The 24,679-nt window shown below is 73.1% G+C and carries 23 protein-coding genes and 1 pseudogene; 6 read left to right on the forward strand and 18 right to left on the reverse strand.

The window, feature by feature from the left end:
* Window positions 1–5: 5 nt before the first annotated feature.
* From BUE43_RS00820 to BUE43_RS00840, 5 genes are all read right to left on the reverse strand, one after another.
* On the reverse strand, window positions 6–1,367 hold the full coding sequence (locus tag BUE43_RS00820; RefSeq protein WP_073479392.1) for an NADH-quinone oxidoreductase subunit D: 1,362 nt from the start codon (window positions 1,365–1,367) through the stop codon (window positions 6–8).
* Complete coding sequence (locus BUE43_RS00825; protein ID WP_073479393.1) at window positions 1,364–2,140, reverse strand: NADH-quinone oxidoreductase subunit C; 777 nt, start codon at window positions 2,138–2,140, stop codon at window positions 1,364–1,366. Before BUE43_RS00825 ends, BUE43_RS00820 begins: the two co-directional genes overlap by 4 nt.
* A 5-nt stretch (window positions 2,141–2,145) precedes the next feature.
* Entirely contained in the window at window positions 2,146–2,697 is a 552-nt protein-coding gene (locus BUE43_RS00830) for a NuoB/complex I 20 kDa subunit family protein (RefSeq protein WP_073479394.1), read from the reverse strand.
* Between the two features lie 17 nt (window positions 2,698–2,714).
* Complete coding sequence (locus tag BUE43_RS00835) at window positions 2,715–3,080, reverse strand: NADH-quinone oxidoreductase subunit A (RefSeq protein ID WP_073479395.1); 366 nt, start codon at window positions 3,078–3,080, stop codon at window positions 2,715–2,717.
* 524 nt (window positions 3,081–3,604) lie between these two features.
* Complete coding sequence (locus tag BUE43_RS00840; protein ID WP_143173886.1) at window positions 3,605–4,492, reverse strand: SCO4651 family lipoprotein; 888 nt, start codon at window positions 4,490–4,492, stop codon at window positions 3,605–3,607.
* Between the two features lie 159 nt (window positions 4,493–4,651).
* On the opposite strand from BUE43_RS00840, the gene BUE43_RS00845 reads away from it, so the two are divergent.
* Both BUE43_RS00845 and BUE43_RS33195 read left to right on the forward strand, forming a co-directional pair.
* A complete protein-coding gene (locus BUE43_RS00845) occupies window positions 4,652–5,230 on the forward strand; it encodes a DUF4291 domain-containing protein (protein WP_073479397.1) in 579 nt (192 codons plus the stop codon).
* Window positions 5,231–5,562: 332 nt separating this feature from the next.
* Window positions 5,563–6,705, forward strand: coding sequence for an LPXTG cell wall anchor domain-containing protein (locus BUE43_RS33195; protein WP_159447670.1), 1,143 nt, complete (start codon window positions 5,563–5,565; stop codon window positions 6,703–6,705).
* Between the two features lie 90 nt (window positions 6,706–6,795).
* On the opposite strand, the gene BUE43_RS00855 is transcribed toward BUE43_RS33195, so the two are convergent.
* From BUE43_RS00855 to BUE43_RS00870, 4 genes are all read right to left on the reverse strand, one after another.
* A complete protein-coding gene (locus BUE43_RS00855; protein ID WP_073479399.1) occupies window positions 6,796–8,079 on the reverse strand; it encodes a geranylgeranyl reductase family protein in 1,284 nt (427 codons plus the stop codon).
* A 171-nt stretch (window positions 8,080–8,250) separates the two neighbouring features.
* The gene (locus BUE43_RS00860) at window positions 8,251–9,042 is read right to left on the reverse strand and encodes a demethylmenaquinone methyltransferase (RefSeq protein WP_083959212.1); all 792 of its coding nucleotides are present in this window, start codon (window positions 9,040–9,042) and stop codon (window positions 8,251–8,253) included.
* A gap of 9 nt (window positions 9,043–9,051) precedes the next feature.
* Window positions 9,052–10,203, reverse strand: coding sequence for a glycosyltransferase (locus BUE43_RS00865; RefSeq protein WP_073479400.1), 1,152 nt, complete (start codon window positions 10,201–10,203; stop codon window positions 9,052–9,054).
* Window positions 10,203–11,351: a glycosyltransferase family 4 protein gene (locus BUE43_RS00870; RefSeq protein ID WP_327083413.1), complete on the reverse strand. Its 1,149-nt coding sequence runs from the start codon at window positions 11,349–11,351 to the stop codon at window positions 10,203–10,205. The genes BUE43_RS00865 and BUE43_RS00870 overlap by 1 nt, the downstream gene beginning before the upstream one ends.
* A 116-nt stretch (window positions 11,352–11,467) precedes the next feature.
* Here BUE43_RS00870 and BUE43_RS00875 point away from each other — a divergent pair, with 116 nt between their 5' ends.
* The gene (locus BUE43_RS00875) at window positions 11,468–12,310 is read left to right on the forward strand and encodes an inositol monophosphatase family protein (RefSeq protein WP_073479401.1); all 843 of its coding nucleotides are present in this window, start codon (window positions 11,468–11,470) and stop codon (window positions 12,308–12,310) included.
* A gap of 357 nt (window positions 12,311–12,667) precedes the next feature.
* Here the strand turns inward: BUE43_RS00875 and paaE are convergent, their stop codons facing one another.
* The 6 genes from paaE to BUE43_RS00905 all read right to left on the reverse strand — a co-directional run bounded on the left by paaE (window position 12,668) and on the right by BUE43_RS00905 (window position 17,258).
* The gene (gene paaE / locus BUE43_RS00880) at window positions 12,668–13,765 is read right to left on the reverse strand and encodes a 1,2-phenylacetyl-CoA epoxidase subunit PaaE (RefSeq protein ID WP_073479402.1); all 1,098 of its coding nucleotides are present in this window, start codon (window positions 13,763–13,765) and stop codon (window positions 12,668–12,670) included.
* Window positions 13,766–14,290 (reverse strand): 1,2-phenylacetyl-CoA epoxidase subunit PaaD, encoded by a 525-nt coding sequence (gene paaD / locus BUE43_RS00885; RefSeq protein WP_234995466.1) that lies wholly within the window; start codon window positions 14,288–14,290, stop codon window positions 13,766–13,768.
* Window positions 14,291–14,295: 5 nt separating this feature from the next.
* Window positions 14,296–15,210, reverse strand: coding sequence for a 1,2-phenylacetyl-CoA epoxidase subunit PaaC (paaC, locus tag BUE43_RS00890; RefSeq protein WP_073479403.1), 915 nt, complete (start codon window positions 15,208–15,210; stop codon window positions 14,296–14,298).
* Window positions 15,211–15,218: 8 nt separating this feature from the next.
* Entirely contained in the window at window positions 15,219–15,512 is a 294-nt protein-coding gene (gene paaB, locus BUE43_RS00895) for a 1,2-phenylacetyl-CoA epoxidase subunit PaaB (protein WP_073479404.1), read from the reverse strand.
* The gene (gene paaA, locus BUE43_RS00900) at window positions 15,509–16,474 is read right to left on the reverse strand and encodes a 1,2-phenylacetyl-CoA epoxidase subunit PaaA (RefSeq protein WP_200797362.1); all 966 of its coding nucleotides are present in this window, start codon (window positions 16,472–16,474) and stop codon (window positions 15,509–15,511) included. The genes paaB and paaA overlap by 4 nt, the downstream gene beginning before the upstream one ends.
* 313 nt (window positions 16,475–16,787) lie before the next feature.
* A complete protein-coding gene (locus BUE43_RS00905; RefSeq protein ID WP_234995467.1) occupies window positions 16,788–17,258 on the reverse strand; it encodes a DUF3592 domain-containing protein in 471 nt (156 codons plus the stop codon).
* A gap of 154 nt (window positions 17,259–17,412) precedes the next feature.
* Between BUE43_RS00905 and BUE43_RS00910 the strand changes: the two genes are divergently transcribed.
* Entirely contained in the window at window positions 17,413–18,648 is a 1,236-nt protein-coding gene (locus BUE43_RS00910) for an isochorismate synthase (RefSeq protein WP_083959214.1), read from the forward strand.
* An 85-nt stretch (window positions 18,649–18,733) separates the two neighbouring features.
* Window positions 18,734–19,186 carry a VOC family protein gene (locus tag BUE43_RS00915; RefSeq protein WP_234995468.1) on the forward strand — a complete coding sequence of 151 codons (453 nt, stop codon included), beginning with the start codon at window positions 18,734–18,736 and terminating at the stop codon, window positions 19,184–19,186.
* A gap of 748 nt (window positions 19,187–19,934) precedes the next feature.
* Here the strand turns inward: BUE43_RS00915 and BUE43_RS35865 are convergent.
* A pseudogene (locus BUE43_RS35865) lies at window positions 19,935–20,046 on the reverse strand (IS5/IS1182 family transposase); the annotation flags it as partial.
* A gap of 635 nt (window positions 20,047–20,681) precedes the next feature.
* On the opposite strand from BUE43_RS35865, the gene BUE43_RS00925 reads away from it, so the two are divergent.
* Window positions 20,682–22,193, forward strand: coding sequence for a mannosyltransferase (locus tag BUE43_RS00925; protein ID WP_073479406.1), 1,512 nt, complete (start codon window positions 20,682–20,684; stop codon window positions 22,191–22,193).
* 109 nt (window positions 22,194–22,302) lie between these two features.
* On the opposite strand, the gene BUE43_RS00930 is transcribed toward BUE43_RS00925, so the two are convergent.
* Both BUE43_RS00930 and BUE43_RS00935 read right to left on the reverse strand, forming a co-directional pair.
* Complete coding sequence (locus BUE43_RS00930) at window positions 22,303–23,100, reverse strand: CAP domain-containing protein (RefSeq protein ID WP_234995470.1); 798 nt, start codon at window positions 23,098–23,100, stop codon at window positions 22,303–22,305.
* 229 nt (window positions 23,101–23,329) lie between these two features.
* The gene (locus tag BUE43_RS00935) at window positions 23,330–24,646 is read right to left on the reverse strand and encodes a sensor histidine kinase (RefSeq protein ID WP_073479408.1); all 1,317 of its coding nucleotides are present in this window, start codon (window positions 24,644–24,646) and stop codon (window positions 23,330–23,332) included.
* Window positions 24,647–24,679 lie beyond the last annotated feature (33 nt).

Consider the following 24,679-nt stretch of genomic DNA (forward strand, 5'->3'; position numbering starts at 1 on the left):
GTCGCTCACCGGTCCACCCCGCCCATCACCGGGTCGAGGGAGGCCACGGCCGCGATCACGTCGGCCACCATGCCGCCCTCGCACATCGCCGGCATCGCCTGGAGGTTCACGAAACTGGGCTCGCGCACGTGCACCCGCATCGGGCGCGTGCCGCCGTCGGAGACCACGTGGTAGCCGAGCTCGCCCCTCGGCGACTCGACCGGCACGTAGACCTGGCCGGCCGGCACGTCGAAGCCCTCGGTGACCAGCTTGAAGTGGTGGATCAGGGCCTCCATCGACTGGCCCATGATCCGGCGCACGTGCTCCAGCGAGTTGCCGAGGCCGTCCGGCCCGATGGTGAGCCGCGCCGGCCAGGCGATCTTCTTGTTCTCCACCATGACCGGGCCCGGCTCCAGCTTGTCCAGGCACTGCCGGACGATCCGCAGCGACTGGTGGATCTCCTCCACCCGCAGCAGGTACCGGGCGAAGCAGTCCGCCTCGGTGGCCGTCGGCACGTCGAACTCGTACTCCTCGTAACCGAGGTAGGGCTCGACCTTCCTGAGGTCCCACGGCAGGCCGGCCGACCGCAGCACCGGGCCGGTGATCCCGAGCTGGAGGCAGCCGTCGAGCGGCAGGTACCCGATGCCGCGCAACCGCTTGTGCCAGATCGTCTGGCCGGTGAGCAGCTTGTCGTAGTCCGGCAGCCGGGAGTCCATCACCCGGATGAAGTCGAGAATCCGCTCCCGGTAGCCCTCGGGCAGGTCCTGCGCCACGCCCCCCGGCCGGACGAACGCGTGGTTCATCCGCAGGCCGGTCAGGAACTCCAGGAGGTGCAGCACCTCCTCGCGCTCGCGGAAGCCGGAGGTCATCGCGGTCAGCGCGCCGAGTTCCATGCCGCCGGTGGCCAGGCAGACCAGGTGCGAGCTGATCCGGTTGAGCTCCATCAGGAGCACCCGGATCACCTGCGCCCGCCGGGGAGCCTCGACGCCGAGCAGCTTCTCCACCGCCAGGCAGTACGCGGTCTCGTTGAACAGCGGAGCGAGGTAGTCCATCCGCGTCACGAAGGTGACGCCCTGGGTCCAGTTCCGGTACTCGGTGTTCTTCTCGATGCCGGTGTGCAGGTAGCCGATCACCGAGCGGGCCTCGGTGACCGTCTCGCCCTCCAGCTCCAGCACCAGCCGCAGCACGCCGTGCGTCGACGGGTGCTGCGGACCGAGGTTGATGACGATCCGCTCGTCGTGGGTGGCGTCCTCCAGCACCGCGTCCCAGTCGCCGCCGGTGACCGTGTACACCCGGCCCTCGGTGGTCTCCCGCGCGCTGGCGTACGGGTCGGGCTGGCCGTCGTGGTCCTGGGCGTGGTGGGGGGTGCGGTCGGTGTCGGTCGTCATGAGTAGGCCCTCCGCTGGTCGGGCGGTGGGATCTCCGCGCCCTTGTACTCCACCGGAATCCCGCCGAGCGGGTAGTCCTTGCGCTGCGGGTGCCCGTCCCAGTCGTCGGGCATCAGGATGCGGGTCAGCGCGGGGTGGCCGTCGTAGACGATGCCGAACATGTCCCACGCCTCCCGCTCCTGCCAGTCGGCGGTCGGGTACACCCCGACCACGCTGGGCACGTGCGGGTCCGCCACGTCGACGCAGACCTCCAGCCGGATGCGCCGGCGGTAGGTCATCGAGGTCAGGTGGTAGACCGAGTGCAGGCGCTGCGGCACGTCCGGCCCGTAGTCCACGCCGGACACCGAGCTGCACAGCTCGAACCGCAGCGCGGGGTCGTCGCGCAGCGTCCGGCACACGTCGACCAGGTGCTCGCGGCGGACGTAGAAGGTGATCTCGCCGCGGTCGACCGTGACCTGCTGAAGCGCTTCGGTCGGCACGCCGCGCTCGGTCAGCGCCGCGTGCAGCTCGTCGGCCACCTGGTCGAACCAGCCGCCGTACGGGCGCTCCGCGGGCGGCGGGGTGTAGGCGGGCAGGCGCAGGCCGCCGAACCCGGAGGTGTCGCCGTAGCCCTCGACGCCGAACATCCCCTTGCGGGCCTTGCCGGACACCACGCGCTCGTCGCCGCCGGGTGCCTCCCGGGACGCGGGCTCCAGACCCGGTTCGGGGCGCTCCGCGCTGGAGTGCTCCTCCCCGGGCGCCGGGGTGCCCTTCTCCGACTCGTCGCTGCTCATACCGCTCACTTCTTCTTGGCGTAGCGGACCGAGGACGGGACCAGCTCGGTGCGGTGGCCGGCCGCGGCCAGCTGCGCGGCCCGCTTCGGCCCCAGCGGCTCGTCCATGATCTTCGCGTGGATCTTGAGGATCGCGTCGATGAGCATCTCCGGGCGCGGCGGGCAGCCGGGGAGGTACATGTCGACCGGGACGACGTGGTCGACGCCCTGCACCACGGCGTAGTTGTTGAACATGCCGCCGGAGGAGGCGCACACGCCCATCGCCAGCACCCACCTCGGCTCGGGCATCTGGTCGTAGATCTGCCGCAGGACCGGAGCCATCTTCTGCGTCACCCGGCCCGCGACGATCATCAGGTCCGCCTGGCGGGGCGAGGCCCGGAACACCTCCATGCCGAAGCGCGCCAGGTCGTAGCGGGGCGCGCCGGTGGTCATCATCTCGATCGCGCAGCAGGCCAGGCCGAACGTGGCCGGCCACAGCGACGACTTGCGGGTCCAGTTGACCAGCTTCTCCACGCTGGTCAGCAGGACGCCGTTGGGCAGGTGCTCCTCCAGACCCATGGCCGCTCCCCCTCCTCCTAGTTCCAGTCCAGGCCGCCGCGGCGCCACACGTACGCGTAGGCGAAGCCGACCGTGATGACGAACAGGGCGATCTCCACCAGGCCGAACAGCCCGAGCGCGTCCGCGGACACCGCGAACGGGTAGAGGAAGACCATCTCGATGTCGAAGAGGATGAACAGCATCGCCGTGACGTAGTAGGCGACCGGCATCCGGCCGCCGCCCACGACTGGTTGCGGCGAGGGCTCGATCCCGCACTCGTACGCGTCGAGCTTCGCCCGGTTGTACCGGCGGGGGCCGACGAACGGCGCGACCGTCACCGAGAACAACGCGAACGCCGCGGCGAGCGCGAACATCAACACGAGGGGGACGTAGGGCTGGAGCACGTCGTCCGCCGTCCTTTCCGCAACCGCTCCCCAGAGGGACCCGAACGCCACTCGCCAGCGACCCTAGGCGGGCGATCACGTTCACCCTTGGTGAGGGTTCCCTAACCCAGCGCATAGCTTGTGAACTGGTTCACGAGCCACTGGCAGGAAGTCTACGACGCGGATCGTGGCTGACGTCACCACCCCTGGCAGACCTGTTCAGTGCGCGGCGTCACACCTGTTCAGCCCACTTGTGATCTCGCTCACGAGTGGTCCGGACCACATCCTCCCGGCGGAGCCCCCATTACCCCAGGTGGCAGCCCCGCACAACCCGCCAAACCCGCTATTCAACCCCCACCATCGGTGGACCCGTTTTGTCAAGTCCGGAACGTCCCCACCTCCCCCACCCAAGGCCCCTCGTCCCGATCGCCCGCGTTCCCCACCGCCGGCGCCGAGTCGGAAGGAGCGGGAATGCGTGCTCATCCGCCGAACGCGGGGAGGGCCGCCGAGTCCCCCTCGGACTCGGCGGCCCTCCCCGCACCAGCTCACTTGCCGGACTTGTCCAGCTCCTGCTCCAGCTCGGCGATCTTCTTGTCGAGCTCGGCCATCTTCTTCTCGTACGCCTCCTTGAACCCGGGGATCTCCGGGAACTCGGCGACCTTCTCGGCCGGCGGCACCGCGACCTCGACCGGCTTGCCCCAGTCGGTGTAGGTGCCGCTGAACCTGGCCTCCACCGGCTTGTCACCCGCCTTCGGAGCCGGCACCTTCATCTCGAACCGCGCGGGGAGGTTGTCGGAGTTCACCCAGAACGTGGTGTGGAAGGCGCCGACGCCGGCCTTCTGCAACGCCAGGGCGCTCAGCTTCTCCATCCGCTCCTTGGCGTTGGCCCGCAGCACCTTCGGGTCGAACTCGACCTCGTAGCGCGTCAGGTCCTGCCCGTCCCGCTTCTCCTGCTCGGTCTTCAGGATCCTGGCGCCCTTGGGCAGCGACTTCTCGAAGTCCGTCACCTGGGCGACGCCGTCGAACATCTTGCTCATCATCGCCGCGAGCGGGTTGTTGGACCTGGTGTCCAGCTTCAGCCACGACTTGCCCGGCTCGATCTCGTCGGGCCCGTTGATGTAGACCACCTTGTCCTTGGCGAGCATCCGCATCTTCTGCGGAGCGCCCTTCTCCACCGACTCCATCTGGCAGTCGATGGCCTCGGCGTTCGCCCCGAACGCCACGGCGCAGTCGCCCGACATCTTCTCCTCGCCAGCGGCCATCTCGAACCGCATCCGCGCCGAGTTCCTGCCCTGCGTCGCCTGCTTGAAGCCCGCCGACAACGCCTCGACCGACTCGGCGACCTTCACCTTCGGCGCGCCGTCGCCACCCCCACAACCCACCAGCAACACCGACGCCGCCACACCGGACAACACGAGACCAGCACGACGCACAGAACTCCCCCTACCTGGAGATTCAGCAGAAACGGCCACTCCGACGACTGGCCGCACCCGAAGTATCCCCACACAGGGCAAACCTGTTACCGCCACCCAACCAGACCACTGCGACAAAAGCCCTTGACGGTAGCGGGCACCACCCACAACCTACAGGCCGTGAAAGAGCGCGAAATCCGAGCGCAGTTCGACAACGAAACCGTGACGGTCTACCAGGCCTACGGCCACGTGATCGCCGACCGGGCGCTCACGGCCGGCACCTTCGTCGCCCCCTTCAAACCCGAGCGAATGACCTGGATCAAACCGTCGTTCCTCTGGATGATGTACCGGTCCGGCTGGGCCACGAAACCCCAGCAGGAACGGGTTCTGGCCATCGACATCACCCACGAGGGCCTGCGCTGGGCGCTGGAGAACTCCTGCCTGAGCCACTACTCGCACCGCGTCCACGAGAGCCGCGAGTCGTGGCGCGCCCAGCTCTCCGCCAGCCCCGTCCGCGTCCAGTGGGACCCCGAACGAGACCTGTGGCTACGCCCCCAACCGCACCGCGCGATCCAGATCGGCCTCAGCCCCGAGGCAAGCCGTCACTATGTCGACGAATGGATCGTCCGCATCCGCGACGTCACCCCACTCGCCCACGAGATCCACGCCCTAGCCCAGGCCGGCGACATTCCGTCCGCCAACGCCAAACTCCCCCAGGAACGCCCTTGTCTACCTGATAGTTATTCCTGGAACCTGTGACAGGACAACCCCGTGTGGGCAATTCAAAAATGCTCACTCCCCTGGCTCGACATCGAGACGAGCGCCCGTACAGGCCCTTCTCTTCCCAGGGCGGACGGGTCTTCACAGCACCTCCTCCCTGCCGCCTGGGACAGCTCGTGAAGGCGACAGCAGCGGCCGTCCTGGGGTTGCTGAGGTCGCGATCCGCGTCACGAAACAGCAACGGGCCAGCAGGGGCTGAAACGTCAGACACTCATGCTTCGATCATCGGGCAGAGTAACGACGGAATCCAGCCCTCTGGAGCGCATGTGACGTCTCTTCTCCGAAGAGCCCGGCTGTCAGGAGCGCCGCTCGTGGCGCTCACGGGTTTCCTGCTCGTCGGCCCCGCTCTCGGGTTCGCGCACGCTCAGCAATCCAGCGAGAACGGTCCTGCTCCGGCATCCGCGTCAGCGCCTTCACCTCCACCGTCTTCTGAGGCTCCTCCCGCCGAGGCGAAGACCGAGAAGAAGGCGGAGGACAACGCGCCGAAGAAGGGAACTCCACAGGCGCCGCTGGCCGATCTCGCCGTATCAGCCAAGCTCGACCGGGACGACCCGAACAAGAATCCGTACCACGCTGGTGACACAGTCGTCATCACCGTCACTGTGACCAACATCGGCGAAGCCACCGCGAACGGTGTGAGGCATATCCGGTGGACCAGCCAGCCACCACCGGACGACCTGCGCATCGAGCCGGCGGCATGGGGCGATCTGGCGCCCGACGGGCCTGGCGTGTCGCTGGGAGCGGGCGACGTCCGGACAGTGACGTTGCGGACCACGGTTCCCGAATGGGCCGCCGACCGGGGCGGCTTCGCTTTCTTCACCGGTTTCACCCACAACGGCGCTGAGGCCGACCACCACAACAACTCGATCAGGCTGCACGCCAGGACCAAGCTCGCCCAGGGCACCCTGACCGGTGTCGTCTTCCACGACCGGAACGGGAACAAGCAGGTCGATCCGGGCGAGGGCGTCGGTCAGGTGAAGGTGCGCCTGTTCGAGATGGGGCAGGGCGGACCCGACACCCAGGACGTGTACGGCGAGGCGACCACGGGGCCGGACGGGTCCTTCCTGATCAGCGCCGAGGTCGGCTGCCACTGGGTGGATCTGGCGCCCGGCTCGTCCTGGCAGCGGGACCACGCGAGCGACACCTGGTACGCCTGCACGAAGCGGGCGAATCCGGCCCACCTCCTCGTTCCGGTCATGCCCGTGAACGGAACGTCGACCACGCCGACGCCGACCCCGGCCGTCTCCTCCAGCACTACGACCGCTGTCGCCCCGGTGGCCGCCGGCGCGGGGCCGCAGATCGCCGCTCCGCTCCCGGCCGCCAAGGCCGTCCCGCAGCTCGCCAACACCGGCGCGGACGTGGGTGGCCTCACGATCGGTGGTGCGCTGGCAGTGCTCGCCGGGTCCGCCGCCGTCGTCCTCGCTCGCCGCAGGACCCGGGGAGAGACGCGGTAGGCATCGGGGCCTGGGCACAGGGGGCGACTCAACTGGTCGCCCCCTGCCTTTCCGCCTCGGAGCACGCCGGCTCGCCGCACCGGCAGTGGGTCAGGCGCTGGGGGCGAGGCGGGTGGCGGTGGTGATGGCCCGGTCGATGAGGTCGCCGTCGCGGGGGTCGTAGAGGTTGGCGAGGAGTTTGAGGACGACCTTCATGAGCGGGGTCATCGGCAGGCCGTAGCGGGTCGCGGTGCGCATCACGACGGGCTGACCGATGAGCCGGCTGAAGATGTTGCCCAGCCGGTAGTAGCCGCCGAACCGCTGGCGGAGCAGGGACGGGTAGCCCGCCAGGGCGCGCTCCCGCGAGGCGCCGTCGTTGCGCGCGAGCGCGTGCACCACGCACTCGGCGGCGAGCCGGGCCGACTCCATGGCGTAGGCGATGCCCTCCCCGTTGAACGGGTTCACCATCCCGCCCGCGTCGCCGACGAGCAGCAGGCCGGAGCGGTAGTGCGGCGTGCGGTTGAAGCCCATGGGCAGCGCCGCGCCGCCGACCTTGCCGATGGCATTGGCCTCGCGCAGGCCCCACTCCTCGGGTGTGCCGTCGAGCCAGGACCGCAGCAGCGCGCGGTAGTCGATCTTGGAGTTGCCGACGGCGGTGTTGAGGCTGCCCAGCCCCACGTTCACGGTGCCGTCGCCCATCCCGAAGATCCAGCCGTAGCCGGGCAGCAGCCGGGGCTCGCCGGGCGCCGACCGGTCCCACAGCTCCAGGTGCGACTCCAGGTAGTCGTCGTGGGTGCGGGGGCTGGTGTAGTAGCGCCGCACGGCCACGCCCATCGGCCGGTCGTCGCGCTTCTCCAGGCCGACGGACAGGGCGAGCCGCGCGGACACGCCGTCGCAGCCGAGCACCAGGGGCGCGCGGTAGGTCGCGGGGGTGCGGTCGGGTCCGGTCTTCGCGGTGACGCCGACGACCCGCCCGGTGCGCTCGTCGGTGACAGCGCCGGTGACGGTCGTGTCCTCCAGCAGGCGTGCTCCGGCGCTCTCCGCGTTCCTCGCGAGGAGCTCGTCGAAGTCCTGCCGGGGCCGCACGACGCCGTAGGGCGGGAAGCTCGCGAGCTCGGGCCACGGCAGTTCGACGGTCACCCCGCCGGCGATCACGCGCAGGCCCCGGTTGTGCAGCCAGCCGGCCTCCTCGCGGGTGTCGATGCCCAGGTCGATGAGCTGCTTCACGCCGCGCGGGGTGAGGCCGTCGCCGCAGACCTTCTCCCTGGGGAAGGTGCTCTTCTCCAGCACGAGCACGTCCACCCCGGCCCTGGCCAGGTAGGTCGCGGCGGTCGCGCCGGCCGGTCCGGCCCCCACCACGATGACTTCCGCGTCCTCGCCCGGCCCCCTGCGCATCGCGCCTCCCTCATCTCGCGGGGCCCCCACGTCCGCGGGGTACCCACGTCGGGCCGGCGTCCACGGGCGGGACAACGCGCTCCGCTCCCGGACGCCGACTTGTGAACGCTTTCACGAAGTCTCAGCGCCGGAGTTTAGCGATCCTCACATCTGTCGGGGACGCGGTTGTCGTCACTCCGCGGCCGACTGGTCCGGTCGGCCGGCGGCCGCGGAGTCGCCGGAGTCCCCGGAGTCCTCGGCGCTCGCGGGCGGGGCGCCGCCCTCCGCCCCGGCGGTCGCCTCCGGCTTGACGGCGCGGTGCAGGGCCACGGCGCCGCCCATGAGGTTGCGCCAGGCCACGTCCCGCCAGCCGGCCGCGTGGATGATCTCCGCGAGCTGCCGCTGCGCCGGCCACTCCGAGATGGACTCGGTGAGGTAGCGGTACGCCTCCGGATTGGACGACACCCTGCCGGCCACCCACGGCACGATCCGCAGGTAGAGCTCGTAGCTCCAGCGGAACGGCTGCCAGGTGGGCCGGGAGAACTCGCAGACCACGATCCGGCCGCCTGGCCGCGTGACCCTGGCCATCTCGCGGAGCGCCGCCTCGGTGTCCACCACGTTGCGCAGCCCGAAGGAGATGGTCACCGCGTCGAAGCTCTCGTCGGCGAAGGGCAGGCGCAGGGCGTCCGCGGCCACCAGCGGCACACCCCGGTGGCGGCCCCGCTCCAGCATCCCGAGCGAGAAGTCCGCCGCCACGCACCAGGCGCCGGAGCTGGCCAGCTCGACGGTGGACACGGCGGTGCCGGCGGCCAGGTCGAGCACCCGCTCGCCCGGCTGCGGGTCCACCGCCCGGGAGGTCTTGGTCCGCCACCGCCGGTCCTGCCCGAAGGAGATGACCGTGTTGGCGAGGTCGTAGCGCCGCGCGACACCATCGAACATCTCGGCGACCGCGCGCGGGTCCTTGTCCAAGTCCGCCCTGACCATCCTCGCAGCCTACGACCGCCCCGGAACGGCCACGTAGCTGCCCGACCCGGGACCGGGAACGCGCAGCGCGCCCAGCATCCCGTCGACCGATCCGGACCAGGGGAAGCGGCGCGCCCTGGCCCTGGCCGCGGCGCGGCGGGCCGCCTCGGGCCGGGCGAGGAGGTCCACGACGGCGTCGGCGAAGGCCGTGGCGTCGTCCGGCACGGCCGCGCCGCAGTCCGGGGTCACGATCTCCCGGAGCGCCGAGGAGGCCGACACCACCGCCGGCGTGCCCGAGGCCAGCGACTCCAGCGCGGCCAGGCCGAAGGTCTCGTGCGGACCCGGCGCGAGCGAGACGTCCGCGCTGGCGAGCAGCCGGGCGACGGCCCGCCGCTCGCCGACGAAGCCGAGGAAGGTGACCGGGAGGCCGGCGGCCCGCCGCTCCAGGGCCGCGCGGCGCGGCCCGTCCCCGGCGATCACGAGCCGGGCCCGGTGGCCGGCCCGGTGCAGTTCGGCGAGGGCGTCGACGCTGCGCTCGACGTGCTTCTCCGGCGACAGCCGCCCGCAGTGCACGAGCACCACGTCCGCGCCCCTGGCGAGCAGGTCGCGCGACGCGGCGTTGCGCCGGCCGGGGTGGAACTCGTCCAGGTCCACGCCCAGGGGAACCCGCCGGACGTTGCCCGCCCCGACGCGCTCGAACTCCTCCTGCGCGAACCCGGTGGTGCACACCACGGTGTCGTAGTCGGCGGCCATGCGGGCGTTCGCCCAGTCCGCCACGCGGCGGGCCACCCCGGCCGGCAGGAGGAACTGCTCCAGCAGCCGGTCGAGCCGCTCGTGGGAGATCACCGCGCTCGGGACGCCGTGCCGGCGCGCCCAGCGGCCCATGCCCCGCAGGGTCATGCGGTCGGACACCTCCAGGCGGTCGGGCCGGAGCCGCGCGAGCAGGCTCCGGACCCGCCACCCGTCCAGTGCCCGGTACCCGCCGGTGCCCGGAATGCGGGGCGCGGGCAGGCAGACGCGGCGGACGCCGGAGGGCATCACCTCGTCCGCGCCTTCGGCGGCGGGCACCACGAGCACGACCTCGTGCCCCCGCTCGACATAGCCGGCGCCCAGGTGGTGCAGCGCGGTGCGCAGTCCGCCTGATCTCGGGCCGTAGAAGTTGGCGAGTTGCACGATGCGCATCAGGCCGCCGTCCTCGCTTCCGCCAGGCCACCGATGACCTCGCTGTAGTGGCCCAGCAGCTCGTCGCACACCGCCGGCCACGTGCGTCGCAGCACGGAACGGCGGGCCGTGGCGCCGAGGCGGGCCCGGGTGGCGGGCTCGCGCAGCGCCCGCACCGCGTCCCGCAGACCTGACATGTGCGCCGCGTCGTCGTGCGGTGGCACCAGGAAACCGTTGCGGCCGGGCAGAACCAGGTCCCTCGGGCCGCCCGCGTCGGGGGCGACGACGGGCACGCCGCTGGCCAACGCCTCCTGCACCGCCTGGCAGAAGGTCTCGTGCGGGCCCGGGTGCACGAAGACGTCCAGGCTCGCGTACGCGGCGGCCAGCTCATCCCCGGTCAGCAGGCCGAGGAAGGCGGCGTCGGGCAGCGCCTCGCGCAACGCGCCGGCCGACGGGCCGTCGCCGATGACGACCAGCCGCACGCCGGGTTCGGCGGCCACCGCGGCGAGCCGGTGGACGTGCTTCTCCGGGGCGAGCCGGCCCACGTAGCCGACGAGCAGCTCCCCGGTCGGCGCCAGGGCGGCCCGCAGCGCCGGGTCGCGGCGGCCCGGGTGGAACTGGGCCGTGTCGACGCCCCGCCCCCAGCGCCGCACCCGGGGAACCCCGTGCGCGCGCAGGGTCTCCACGGCCCACGTCGACGGCGCGAGCGTGCGGTCGGCCCTGGCGTGCAGCCGCCGGGTCCACCGCCAGGCCAGCCGGGCGGCCCGGCCGAGGCCGTAGCTGCCGGCGAACCCGGCCACGTCGGTCTGGTAGACGGCCACGGTGGGCAACCCGAGCCGGCGGGCCGCCGCGACCGCGCGGGCACCGACCACGAACGGCGAGGCCAGGTGCACCACGTCCGGCCGGAAGGCGGTCAGGGCGGCGGTCACCTTCCCGGTGGGGACGCCGACGGGCAGCGACCGCACCCCCGGCAGGTCCACCGAGGGGAGGTGGACGACCGGGAAGCCGGCGTACTCGTCGGGGGCCTCGCCGGGCGCCACGACGAGGGCCTGGTGGCCGGTGCGGCGGAGGTGGTCCAGCACGCGCAGCACCGAGTTGGTCACTCCGTTGACGTGGGGCAGGAAACTCTCGGTGACGATGGCGACCCGCACACCGGGAACGGTGCCCACCGGAGACAACGGTGGTGTGACAGGGCGCGGAACGGTGGGACAACAACGTGTCTCCGCGACGGCAATTCACTTCGGTGTCGCATCGCGGACACCAGACAGGGTCATCCTTGGGAGGCATGACCGCCCTGTTCTCCCGTCCGGCCCCACCCGTCGACCCGGGTCTGGTCTCGCGGGCCCTCGAGGTCGCCGGGCGACTGGCCAACGACGCCGCCGACGTGATCTCCGCGACCGCGGGGCGCGGCGCGCGGCCGGGCGTCAAGGAGACGCCCTTCGACTGGGTGACCGACACCGGTCGCACGCTGGAGCGCCACACCCGCCGGGTGCTCGCCGGCGAGTTCGACATTCCCATCGTCGGCGAGGAGTACGGCGTCGACGCCCACCTGGCGGAGGCCGGCCGGGAGCCCGCCCCGTTCCGCTGGGTGGTCGACCCCGTCGACGGCACGTCGAACTACCTCGCCGGGCTGCCATGGTGCGCCTACAGCCTGGCCCTCGTCGACGCCCACGGCCCGGTCGTCGGCGTCGTCGCGGACCCGTACCGCGCGCAGATCTACGCCGCCGCGCGGGGGCGGGGGATGCGGGCGAACGGCACACCGGTGCGGCTCCCGGAGCAGACCGAGGTCCGGGGCGGGATCCTGTGCGTCGAGCTGACCCACGGCCGGTTCTGGCCGGGGATGTCCGCGCTCACCGAGCACGCCGCGGCGGCGCACTGCGCGGTCCGCGTCCTCGGGTCGGCGGCCCTCGCGATCACGCAGGTGGCGCTCGGCTACGCCGTGGGCGCGGTGCTCGACGACTACCACGAGTGGGACGTGGCGGGCGGGCTCGGGCTCGCGCTGGAGGCCGGCGCGGTGGTCCTCAACCGGGACGGCGCCCCGGACCCCTTCCCCGGGGGCGGGCTCCTGGTCGCCGCGCCGGCCGTGGCGCAGCAGATCATGGAGTGGTGGCGGGCGGCCCAGGGCTGACACCCGCCGTCCCCGGTCACGAGAACGCGCCGGGCCACCGCTCGCGCGCGCCTCGCGCCAGCCCGGCCCTCGGCACGTCCGCTCGGCCCTCTCCGGCCAGGAGCCGGCCGGGCGCTTTTCGCGTGCCCTTCTCTTTTGTTCTCTTCAGGCTTTGCTATGGGGGAACCCCCACTTCAAACATCTCATGCGGGTCTGACAGAAACGGCGCGGGAAAGCTCCCCGGAATGGGTGGCAGGAGCGAAGAACCCCATGGGGTGAGGGCGACAGGCGGCGTCGGGCCGCCAGTCGGTCATCGGCTCCCTCACCCGACCGTGCCGCGACGTCACAGCGCGGCCGCCAGCCACACGACCAGCCCGGTCAGGCGTCGTAGTCCACGGTGACGTGGTCCGTGACGGGGAGCGACTGGCAGGTGAGCACGAACCCGGCGGCGACCTCGTGGTCCTCCAGCGCGTAGTTGCGCCGCATCCGCACCTCGCCCTCCACCACCCGCGCGCGACACGTGCCGCACACGCCGCCCCTGCACGCGAAGGGAAGATCGGCGCGAACGCGCTGCGCGGCGTCGAGGATCGGGGTGTCCCTCGGCAACGTGAGCGCAGTGGCGCGCCCCTCAAGCTGGACGACCACCTCGCTGGTCGGACCGTCCACAGTGGACACGTCCTCGGGCCGGGCGGGCTCGGGCGGCGGCTCGTCCACGTAGAACAGCTCGTGGTGGACCCGGTCCTTCGGCACGCCCCGCTCGGCGAGCACCGCCTCCGCGTCCCGGACCATCCCGTACGGCCCGCACAACCACCACTCGTCCACGTCCGCCGCCGGCACCACCCCGTCGAGCAGCCGGCGCAGGCGGTCCGCGTCCAGCCGTCCGGAGAACAGCTCGACGTCCCTGGGCTCGCGGGAGAGCACGTGCACGAGCTGGAGCCGGGAGCGGTACCGGTCCTTGAGGTCGGCCAGCTCCTCGGCGAACATCACCGTGTCGGTGCGCCGGTTCCCGTACAGCAGGGTCACCCGGCTGGCGGGATTCGCGGCCAGCACGCTCGACACGATGGACAGCACCGGCGTGATGCCGGAGCCGGCGGCGACCAGGCAGTGGTGCGCGGGCGCCTCGGGGTCCGGGCAGAACGCCCCCAGCGGGGGCAGGACCTCCACCACGTCGCCCGGCCGCACGGCGTCGACCAGCCAGGCGGAGAACAGCCCGCCCGCCACGCGCCGCACGCCGATCCTCGGCGCCGCGCCGACCGGCGCGCAGATCGAGTAGGACCGGCGCTCCTCCTGGCCGTTCACCTGCCGGCGCAGCGTCAGGTACTGGCCGGCGCGGAACTCGTACTCCTCGGCGAGATCCGGTGGCACGGCGAAGGTGACCGCGACGGCGTCGGCGCACAGCCGGTCCACCCCGGCCACGGTCAACCGGTGGAAGGTCGACCGCCGTGCCGGGCGTCGGGTCAGCGTGGGCGTGGCCACTCAGATCTCCTTCACGTGCTCGAAGGGCTCCCGGCAGTCCTGGCAGCGGCGCAGCGCCTTGCACGCCGTGGCCCCGAACCGGGACAGCTCGACGGTGTCCGCGGAGCCGCACCGGGGGCAGCGCACGGTGGCGGACGGGGGTTCGAGCCGCAACGGCACCGGGCCGGCCGCGCGGGGGCCGAGGCGGGCCGGCGGCGCGATGCCGTGCTCGGCGAGCTTGCGCCGGCCCTCCTCGCTGATCCAGTCCGTGGTCCACGCGGGGTGCAGCGCGGTGCGGACCTCGACGTCGGGGAAGCCCTCGGCGGCGAGGCCGGACCGCAGGTCCGCGCGCATCGCGTCCAACGCGGGACAGCCCGAGTAGGTCGGCGTGATGGTGACGACGACGCGCCCGGCCTCCACCGCGACGTCCCGCAGCACGCCGAGGTCGGCCAGGGTGAGCACGGGCAGCTCCGGGTCGCACACCCGCTCCGCGACCAGCCGGGCCCGCTCCAGGTCCTCAGTGGACAGTCGACGCGATGTGGGCACGGCGCTCACCACACAGCCGCCGGGTGCGAGCGGGCGATGTGCTGCATCTCCGCCAACAGGTAGCCCATGGGCTCGGTGTGGACGCCGTGGCGCCCGGCGAGCCCGGCCGCCGCGGGCAACGCGGGCGTCTCCGGCCGGGGCAGCCCGGCCGCGACCAGCACCCGGTCCAGCACGTCGTCCACAGTGGACCGAAGCTCGGCCGGGTCGACGGCGACCCCCGCCTCGGCCAGCCGGGTCTCCACCGGGTGCGGGGTGAACAGCTCCGCCACGAACGGCCACACGCGGTCGAGCCCGGCCCGCATCCGCTCCCGCGAGAACTCGGTTCCGTCGCCCAGCCGCAGCGCCCACTGTGCCGCGTGGTCGCGGTGGTAGGCCAGCTCCTTGACGCCCTTCGCGGCGATCGCGGACAGCACCGGGTCGCGGCTGCCCGCCAACCGCTCGAACAACGCCAGCCGCCAGCAGCCGAAGACCAGGAGCCGGGCCACCGTCTCCGCGAAGTCCCCCGGCTCCTGCTCCACCATGCGCACGTTGCGGAACGCGCGTTCGTCCCGGAAGTAGGCCAGGGCGTCCTCGTCGGGCACGTGCTCCGGCGCGGCCGCCGGGCGGACGGTCGGATCGACCTCGCCGGCGCGGGTGAGCAGCATCCGGGCCTGCCCCAGGAGGTCCAGCGCGATGTTGGCCAACGCGACGTCCTCCTCCAGCTCCGGCGCGTTCGAGCACCACTCGGACAGCCGCTGCGCGAACACCAGCGCGTCATCGCCGAGCATCACGCAGTACGCGGCCAGCTCCGCCCGGTCCACGTCGGCCGGCACGTCGTGGCCGACGCCGGCGAGGGCGTCCGCGAACCCGGTGCCGAACGCCCAGTGCCCGCTGACGTCGTGCTCCTCCGTGAGCGACTCGTAGGCGTTGTCCCAGCTCATCGCGCCCCCTACAGGTGCGGAACGTCGTCGGGGATGGCGTAGAACGTGGGGTGGCGGTACACCTTGTCACCGCTCGGCGCGAAGAACGGGTCCTTCTCGTCCGGGCTGGACGCGGTGATCTCCGCCGCCGGCACCACCCAGATGCTCACGCCCTCGTTGCGCCGCGTGTAGAGGTCCCGCGCGTTGCGGACCGCCATCTCGGCGTCCGGCGCGTGCAGCGAGCCCACGTGCACGTGGTTGAGCCCCCGCTTGCCGCGCACGAACACCTCCCACAGCGGCCACGCCGACCTGGTCTCGTTCATGCCGCCCCCTCCGTCCGGGCCGCCCGCCCGGTTCCGCCGGCGTCGCCGGCCCGCTTGCGGGCGTAGGCCGCCGCGGCCTCCCGCACCCACGCGCCGTCCTCGTGCGCCCGGCGCCGGTGGGCGACGCGTTGCGCGTTGCACGGCCCGTCGCCCTTCACCACCCGCCAGAACTCGTCCCAGTCGGGCTGGCCGAAGTCGTGGTGCCCGCGCTCGGCGTTCCACCGGAGCTGGGGGTCGGGCAGGGTGACGCCCAGCTTCTCCGCCTGCGGCACCGTCATGTCGACGAACTTCTGCCGCAGCTCGTCGTTGGTGTGCCGCTTGATCCGCCAGCGCATGGACTGCTCGGTGTTGGTCGAGGCGTCGTCCGGCGGGCCGAACATCATCAGCGACGGCCACCACCAGCGGTCCACCGCGTCCTGGACCATCGCGCGCTGCTCGGCGCTGCCCCGCATCATCGTCATCAGCAGCTCGTAGCCCTGCCGCTGGTGGAACGACTCCTCCTTGCAGATGCGGATCATGGCCCGCGCGTAGGGGCCGTAGGAGGTGCGGCACAGCGGGACCTGGTTGCAGATGGCGGCGCCGTCGACCAGCCAGCCGATGACGCCGACGTCGGCGAAGGTCGGCGTGGGGTAGTTGAAGATCGAGGAGTACTTCTGCCGGCCGTCGACGAGCCGGCGGGTCAGGTCCTCGCGGTCGGCGCCCAGCGTCTCGGTCGCCGCGTACAGGTACAGCCCGTGCCCCGCCTCGTCCTGCACCTTGGCCAGCAGGATGGCCTTGCGGCGCAGGCTGGGCGCGCGGGTGATCCAGTTGCCCTCCGGCTGCATCCCGATGATCTCGGAGTGCGCGTGCTGGGCGATCTGCCGGACCAGGGTGCGGCGGTACGCCTCCGGCATCCAGTCCCGCGGCTCGATCCGCTGCTCGGCGTCGACCGTGCGCTGGAACCGGCGCTCCAGCTCCTCGATCTCCCGTTCGGGGGTCTCCCGCCCGGGGGACGCCGCCAGCTCGGCCCGTTCGGTCACGGCCCACCTCCACCGATCCGGCCCATCTCGATGTTACAGCCGAACACCGAATGTCGGCGGAAGTGTTACATCCAGGGGCCTGCCAGGGGAAGGGGTCGACGGGATCACGACAGTGCGGCCCTCCGCGAGGGTCAGGACAACAGGGCCGTGGAGCGGGAGGGCGCGGCACACGAGGCCCGGGAGCGCGGAAGCCCGGTGTGCGAAGGGGCGCAGGGCGCGAAGGCCCGGCGTGCGAGAACCCGCCAGCGCCGGGACGTCAGCGCGCCGGGCGGCGACGCAGCCACCAGACGAGCGGCCCGACCACGGCCCACACCCCGAGCAGCGTGGTGCCGGCCGGCAGCAGGGCGATGCGGAAGTCACGGCCGGCGATCCGCACCAGCTTGTCCGGCTGCGCCGGGTCGTACTCGACCCGCACGAGCTGCCCCGTCTGGAGGCCCTCCGGGTAGAGCACGCCCAGGGACGGGCTGTAGACCGCGCCGTCGGGCGTGGTGTAGCGGACCACCGTGCGCGGGAAGGAGACGAGGACGACCTCGGCCGTGGCGCGGCCCGGCTCCGGGTGCTCGATCGCGCGGTCGTTCATCCAGCACCCGACCACGAGCAGGACGCACAGCGTGCTCACCACGCAGCCGACGACCAGCAGCACCGTGGAGGTGACGCGCCGCCACCCCCGGCGCGGCTTCGCGTCGGTCAGGTGAGTCGCCACGTCGCCCGCCGCTGTCTCCGCCACGTCCGCCGAGTGTAGGGGCGGGCCGGCCACCACCGGCGCGGAGTCGGGACTGAGCCGGCCGGAGCCGGTCAGCGCTGGTCGGGGACAGGGGCGCGGGCCACATCCGACAGGGGTCGGCGGGGGTGGCGCCGCCCCGCGCTCCTACCCTCGCCGGGTGACTTCCGCCCCGGTCCCGACGCCCGACGCCGGGCTGCGCGCCCGCACCCGGGTGCTGACCCCACGCGCGGAGCCGCTGGCGGCGCTGCCCGGCCCGACGAACGTCCTCGCGTGGACGCGCGCCGGCGACGGCGTGGTCGGCTGGGGCGAGGTGGCCCGGTTCGAGCCGGCCGGGCCCGGGCGGTTCGCGGCGGCCGACGCCTGGTGGCGCGAGTTCGTCGGCGGGGTCGAGGTCCGGGACGAGGTGGGCCTGCCGGGCACCGGCCCGCTGGCCTTCGTCAGCATGGCCTTCGCCGACGAGCCGGGGCGCTCGGTCGTGGTCGTCCCCCGGGTCGTGGTGGGCCGGCGGGGCGACACGACCTGGGTCACCGAGTTCGACCCGCACGAGCCGGCCGCGCCCGTCCAGCCCGTCCGCCGCCCCTCGGTCCCCCGCTACGCCGAGGGCGAGCTGTCCGTTTCCGACTACCGCGCGGCGGTCAGCGAGGCGGTGGCCCGGATGCGGGCCGGAGCCGCGGACAAGGTCGTGCTCGCGCACGACCTGACCGCGCACACCGACGAGCCGGTCGACCAGCGCTTCCTGCTCCACAACCTGGCCGCCCGCTACCCGGGCTGCTGGACGTTCGCCGTGGACGGCCTGGTCGGCGCGACCCCCGAGCTGCTGCTGCGCCGGGGCGCCGACCTCGTCACGTCGCGGGTGCTCGCCGGCACGACCTGGCCGCGCGCCGGCGCGAGCGGCGACGAGCTGGCCGCCGAGCTGCTGGCCTCCCGCAAGGACCGGGCCGAGCACGAGTACGCGGTGCGGTCGCTGGCCGAGGCGCTCCGCCCGTTCTGCGCCGAGCTGTCGGTGCCCGACGAGCCCCACGTGCTCCGCCTGCCCAACGTGCTGCACCTGGCCAGCGACGTCTCGGGCCGGGTGCGCGAGGACGCGTCCCTGCTCCGGCTCGCCGAGGCCGTGCACCCGACGGCGGCGGTGGGCGGCACCCCGACCGCCGACGCCCTCCGGCTGATCACCGAGCTGGAGCGGATGGACCGGGGCCGCTACGCGGGTCCGGTGGGGTGGGTCGACGCCCGGGGCGACGGCGAGCTCGGGATCGCGTTGCGGTGCGCCGAGGTCGACGGCGCCGCCGTGCGCCTGTTCGCCGGCTGCGGCATCGTCGCCGACTCCGACCCGGACCGCGAGGTCGAGGAGGCCGCGGCCAAGCTGCGGCCGATCCGGGACGCCATGGAGGGCTGACCGAACCCGGCGTAGCGATGATCACGTGTCCGTCGCGGCCGCCCCTCATTACGTTTCGTACCGAACCGGAATCGAGGAGGCACCCGTGGAGCACGAGAACCCCGCCGCGACGCGCCCGGCCACCGCGGAGTGGCCGGCGGCGCTGCCCGCCGTCCAGGTGCGGGTGGCCCGGCCCACGGACCGCCTCGACGAGGTCGTCCACTTCTACCGCGACGGGCTCGGCCTGCCCGAGCTGTTCCGGTTCGAGGAGCACGCCGGCTACTCCGGCGTCATGCTCGGGCTGCCCGGCGCGGCCTACCACCTGGAGTTCACCTCGCACGTCGACGGCAGCCCCTGCCCCGCGCCGACCGCGGACAACCTGCTGGTGCTCTACTTCGCCGGGCCGGCCGACCGGGACGCCGTGGCGGAGCGGCTCGCCGCCCTGGGCCACGGCCCGGTCGAGCCGGAGAACCCGTACTGGGCGACCCGCGGCGCGGTCACGGTCGAGGACCCCGACGGCTGGCGCGTCGTGCTGGCCCCCGAACCGGTGTTCTCGTAACAGCCGAACGGAGCGCGGAGACGGACTCTCCACGTGGTCAAGCTCCCGGTAGACGTAGCCCTTGCCAGTGGTGATCAGCAGGGCGGGGTCGGGGAGCGGGCGGGGTGGTGGTCGCGGATCCATGAGCACCTGCCGCTCATCGGAACTTCGGGTCGACCAGTGCCCGGCGGCCGGGAGCCCGCCGGGAGTGCGGACAGGTGGGGGCACAGACCGAAACCAGCGCGAGTGCGAGCGGCAGTAGCCTTGCTCCGCCCAGCCGGCCCACGATGAGCGCTTCACCATCGGGCGGGAACAGGCGCCCCACCAGCGCGGAGACGGCGATCCAGACCAGCTCGGCCCACAGGTCGGCGTCGACCGGCAACAGGCAATGACCCACTTGACCAGTGGCAGCGCCGCGCGTGGACGACGGTTGTGGCCGGACTGGCCCGGCAGCTATCGGAACGCGCCGGGCATTCGGGTGGGCAGGAACCGCGACCAGCGGGCTTGAAGGACGGCCCCCACAACGCCTTCGCCACCACGAGGTTGACCAACTGCGCGTCGGTCAGCCCGGGCGACCGACCCATCCTAGGCGTGCACCAGGTAGACGTCGATCTTGGCGCGGAATGCGGTCAGCGGGGTGTTCGGGTCGCTCGCCACGAGCTGGTCTTGAGCGCCCTTCGCCCGTCTCCGGCCAGCGCACCTTGCCCGGACGTCGAGCCGCGGTCGACCCCACGGCGAGCGAAGAGGCGGGGCGGTGCACCGGCGCGACCGGCGGCGGAGCTTGCCGACCACGTCTCGGAACCGGTGGGATCGCTTCGATCAGGGGAATTCAGTGGAGTGCCGTGGTCGCGGCGCCCACCGGTGAGCGTGACCGCCAAGGGATGCCGGTGCGCCAGCTCGTATGAGCCGCCGTGCTTCTGCGGGTCGCCGTTCGCCTCCGATCGACTGTCCTCAGTGGACTCAGTGGTTGGTCCAGAACGAGTTCGCGGAGGTGGATGATCGAGCGGGTCAGGCTGATGACGGCCCGGTGAACACCGATTCGGAGCTTGGCGCGCGTGCGGAGTCGGCAGAAGCCCTTGAGCCAGGCGACGGTGCGGTCTGCCGACCAAGCCCAGAATCAGCGAGGTGAGGTTGTTGCGGTGCCCGCCGGTGGCGTGATTGCCACGGGATGCTCTCCACATCGTTGATCAGATGATGTGCGGAGCCGGGGTTGCGCCGGTCCGCCGGGCTCGGCCCAGCGCGATCCCTCCTGTGTGAGCCCACAGAGGGGGCGGAGTCCCCACGGCGGCGGAGCAGCCGCCACGTCGCGCCCGAGGCGCGGGCACAGCGCGGCGGTCAGCCGGTGCCGTCGGTGCCGGTTGCCGGTGCGCACCACGTGCGAGATGCCCTTCAGCGCGGACTGGCCCTCGGCACGCCTGCGGCCGGACAGCGGAAGCGACGGGGACGCACCGAGATCAGCGGCTTCAGGCGTGCCACCGCTCATCGGTCAGGTCCGCCACGCCCGCCGTGATCGTGGATGTCCTGCCCCGCAAGCAAAGCCGCCACGCCGGATCGCGCTGGGCCGATCACTTGTCCCGGTCCCCGTGCCCCGCCCCAGCCCGCCTGTCGCGCCGCGTCGCGGCGGTGGCTCCCGATCGGGGGAAGACCACCGCGCAGGGGTCAACCACCCCGGGCGGCCGGGTCGATCAAGGGGCGATCAGGGGTCGGGCGGCGGGCGAGGCGGGGAGGCGAGCGGTCGGTGGCACGGGCGCGGTTGCTGGCGTCCGCCCCCTGGGTGCTGGGCCTGTCGGTGGCGATCCACCTGGTGGTGACCGGCTGCCCGCCGGTGAGCTCGTTGATCGACCTGCGGGTGTACCGGGAGGCCGCGCCCGAGGTGCTGACCGGCGGCCTCTACGACTTCCGCCTCGTCGACCCGGGGGACGCCTCGTTCCCGCTGCCGTTCACCTACACCCCCTTCGCCGCCCTGCTGTTCCTGCCGCTGTCCGCGCTGCCGTGGCCCGTGGTGGTCGGGCTGTGGCAGGCGTCGTCCCTGCTGTGCCTGTGGTTGTTGGTCCACAGTGCACTGTCCCTAGTGGACAGTGTGGACCCGGGGACCCGCCGGAGCGCCGCGCTGCTGTGGACCTCGGCGGCCCTCTGGCTGGAGCCGGTGCGCACGACCCTCAACTACGGCCAGGTCAACCTGTTCCTGGCGGCTTCGGTGTGGACGGCCCTGACCCGGCGGGGCGCGGCGCTGCCGGGCGCCGCCGTCGGCCTGGCCGCCGCCGTCAAGCTCACGCCGGCCGTGGCCGGGTTGTGCCTGGTGGCGACCCGGCGGTGGCACGCGGCGGCCTGGTCGTTGGCGACCTTCGCGGCCACCGTCGCTCTGGGGTGGTTGGCGGCGCCCGAAGAGTCCCGGCGGTTCTGGTTCCAACTGCTCGGGGACGCCGGCCGGGTGGGGCCGGTCGGCTCGGCGATCAACCAGTCGCTGCGGGGCGCGCTGTCCCGCTCGCTCGGCGCCGACGTCGGGTGGTCGCTTCCGTGGTGGGGTGCCGTTCTCGCGGTCGGCGCGCTCGCCGCGGTCGCGGCGCGGGCCGCCCTGCGCCGCGACGACCCGGTGGCCGTCGTGCTCGCGGTCCAGTTGTTCGGTCTGCTGGCCTCACCGGTCTCCTGGAGCCACCACTGGGTGTGGGTGGTGCCGGCGTTGGTCTGGCTGACCAGCGCGCCCACCCGGAGCGCGGTCAGGGGTGCGGGGCCGGTCGCCGGGGCGTGGCTGCTCGCCAGCGCCGGTTACGTGGTCTCCTGGCTGCTGGTCGCCCAGCCCTCGATCTGGGAGATCCCCCGGCCGTGGCCGCTGTCCGCGCTGGGCTGGGCCTACCCGGCCTGCGCGGTGCTCACCCTGGTCGTCATGGCGACGACCAGGCGCGGAGACCGCCACCGCGCCCGGGCGGCGGAGGGGACGACAGGAGTCAGGCGGGGAGCCGCCGGGCCCTCGTCCGACAGCTCCCCACCCGTTTCCGAGGGTCCGGCCGGGGGCGCGTCGCCCAGTTGACGGCGACGCCCTCGCGGAACCGGACCGGCGTTCCGCCGAGCGCTGGGAGCGCGCTCGGCGGAACGCCCACCGGATCACCGCCCAGGTCGGGGGTGACGGGGGCAGGGGTTCACCACCCGAAGTTCTGGGTCCAGTAGATCCGGTAGCTCCCGCCGCGCGCCATGCCGACGCCCAGCGCCCTGAGGTCGCAGTTGAGGATGTTCGCCCGGTGGCCGGGCGAGTTCATCCAGCCCCGCACCACCGCCTCCGGCGTGGTCTGGCCGGCGGAGATGTTCTCCGCGCCCGGGTTGGGGTAGCCGGCGGCCCGGATGCGGTCCGCGAAGCTCCTCCCGTCGAGGGAGCGGTGGTCGAAGTAGTTCTGGGCCGCCATGTCGGCGCTGTGCCCCCTGGCCGAGGCGTTGAGCCGGTTGTCGATCCGCAGCGCCGGGCAGCCGGCCCGGTCCCGCTCCCCGTTGGTCAGCTCGGCGACCCGGCGCTCCTCCTCGCTCATCTCGGGATTCGCCGGCGCGGGTCGCGACGAGGAGACGGGTGGTCGCGGGCGGGTGGTCCCCGGCGCGGCGGTCGTGGCCGGACCGGAGGGGGACGTGGCGCCGGCCGACGGCGTGGCCGGGGTCGAGGCCGTGCTCGACGGTGTCGACGACGTGGCGCTCGCGCTGTCGCTCGGCGCGGGGGTGCTCGACCCCGGGGTCGTCGACGACGGCGCGAAGGTCGAGGAGAGGGCCACCGGCGCCGGAGCGCTGACCGCCGGATCGACGGCGGAGCCGGCGCCGCCGCCCACCGTCGGGGACGTCGGGTCGCAGGCGGCGGTCACCAGCACCAGGCCGGCCACCAGCGCGCCGAAGGCGACCCGCCGGGGGCCGGTGAGCCGGGTCGCGCGCACGCCGGGAAGAACTCGGTATCGCAGCACGAGGTCGTCCTTTGTCGCGTCGGGTTCTCGGGAGTTCCGCGCGCCTTTTCCCTGGTGCCGGCGCATGTGCGCGCGCACCGGTGTCCGCCCGGCCCACCCCCGTTGGCCGGCGAATGACGACGCCCGCGGAACCCGTCGAGGACGTTAGCGACGAAAAATGCCGGGCACGACCACGGGAAAGTTATTTATGGTGCATTTAAGGAAACGCTGAGCCGGCGGTAAGGCGAGATCATTCGGCGGAGCGGTCAGGCTCGGGCTCCCGGGCGCCGGCGATCCCGAGCACCAGTCGGAACCGCGCTCCGCCGAGCGGGCCGCGCTCGACGTGCAGGGCGCCACCGGTGCTCCGCGCGAGCCGGTCGACGATGTCCAGCCCCAGTCCGGTGGAGCCGCGCCCGCTCGCGCCCCGGCGCACGGCCGCCCTCGGGTCGCGGACCCCGGGCCCGGCGTCGTCGACGGCGATGGTCACCGCGGTCGGCTCGGCGCGCAGGGTGACGGCGAAGGCCACCCCGTGCGGCGTGTGCCGGAAGATGTTGCTCAGCAGGGCGTCGGTCGCGGCCGCGAGGTCGGCACGGGCGACCGGGACGGTCACCGGGCGGTCCACGCCCCGCAGCCGCCACATCCGCTCCTGGTCCTCGGCCAGCGCCGACCAGAACGTCAGCCGGTCGCGCAGCAGCGCGGCCACGTCGCAGCCCTCGCCGGCCCGCTCGGCGAGGCCGCCCCGCGCGGTGCGGATGATCTCGTTGACCTCGAACTCCAGCGCGTACACCGACTGCCGGATCTGGTCGGCCCTCGGATCCCCGCCGAAGGACTCGGCGTCGAGCAGCAACGCGGTCAGCGGGGTGCGCAGCCGGTGCGACAGGTCGGCGACGAACTCGCGCTCCGCCCGCAGCAGGGTGGCCACCCGCTCGGCCATCGCGTTGAACGAGGCGGCCACCTGGGTCAGCTCCCTCGGCCCGTCGACGCTCACCCTGACCTCGGTGTTCCCGCTGCCGACCTCCTTCGCGCCGGCCGCGAGTGTGCCGACCGCGCGGACCATCCGGGAGCCCAGCCGGTCGGCGACGAACACCGAGCAGGCGACCAGCCCGAGGGCCACGCAGGACAGCACGAGCCACGCCGTGGCCACTCCCCTGGTCAGCTCGGCCTCCGGCACGAACGCCTCCACCACGGCCGTGCCGCTCTGGCCCAGCACGATCGGCTGGAGCACCACCTGGCCGCCCGGCACGGCCGCGGTGAACGAGCGCCCCTCCGCCGAGGCGACGGTGACCTGGTGGGACGGCACCCGGCTGGCGCCAAGCACGGTGTCGCCCGGCAGGTGCACGACGAGCCGGCCCGCCGAGCCCATCGGGGTGCTCGCCACCGCGCGCCGGAGCTGGGCGGCGTCGGTGGTGATCACCAGCACCGGCGCGAGCGCGCTGGCCTGCCGCTCGGCCTCGGACAGCGCGCGGTCGCTGGCCAGCTCGCCCACCACGAAGCCCAGCGGCAGCAGGAAGGCCAGCGCGACCATCGAGGTGACGGCGAGCGCGAGGGTGGCCAGGCTCCGCCTCACGCCGGCCCCCGGGCAGTGCTCACCTGGGCGATG

The sequence above is a fragment of the Streptoalloteichus hindustanus genome (assembly GCF_900129375.1).
GTDB classification, from domain to species: domain Bacteria; phylum Actinomycetota; class Actinomycetes; order Mycobacteriales; family Pseudonocardiaceae; genus Streptoalloteichus; species Streptoalloteichus hindustanus.